Source organism: Priestia sp. 10L35 (assembly GCF_056395685.1).
Genome location: NZ_JBFTKA010000051.1, coordinates 1 through 510, shown reverse-complemented (window position 1 = coordinate 510; position 510 = coordinate 1). Strand labels below are relative to the sequence as shown.

The following is a 510-nucleotide window of genomic DNA, read 5'->3' as shown; positions in this document are numbered from 1 at the left end:
TTGTAACACCCGAAGTCGGTGGAGTAACCGTAAGGAGCTAGCCGCCTAAGGTGGGACAGATGATTGGGGTGAAGTCGTAACAAGGTAGCCGTATCGGAAGGTGCGGCTGGATCACCTCCTTTCTAAGGATTTTTACATGACGTACGTTTCATTTCGTTCAGTTTTGAGAGAATTCTCTCTATCATATATATGGGCCTATAGCTCAGCTGGTTAGAGCGCACGCCTGATAAGCGTGAGGTCGGTGGTTCGAGTCCACTTAGGCCCACCATATATATTTAAACGAATGGGGCCTTAGCTCAGCTGGGAGAGCGCCTGCCTTGCACGCAGGAGGTCAGCGGTTCGATCCCGCTAGGCTCCACCAATTGTTCTTTGAAAACTAGATAACAGTAATTGCTGAGGAAAAGTGAAACTTTTCTTTAATCAAACCAATAAATAACACAACATTATGTTGTACCATTTATTCGCTAATGGTTAAGTTAGAAAGGGCGCACGGTGAATGCCTTGGCACTA

General features: G+C 46.3%; 2 tRNA genes and 1 rRNA gene. All 3 read left to right on the top strand.

The features are described from left to right. Positions 1-122 (top strand): 16S ribosomal RNA (locus AC1DEF_RS29195); the annotation flags it as partial. Between the two features lie 69 nt (positions 123-191). Then, a tRNA-Ile gene (locus tag AC1DEF_RS29190) sits at positions 192-268 on the top strand. A 17-nt stretch (positions 269-285) separates the two neighbouring features. Continuing rightward, positions 286-361, top strand: a tRNA-Ala gene (locus tag AC1DEF_RS29185). The last annotated feature ends 149 nt before the right edge of the window (positions 362-510 follow it).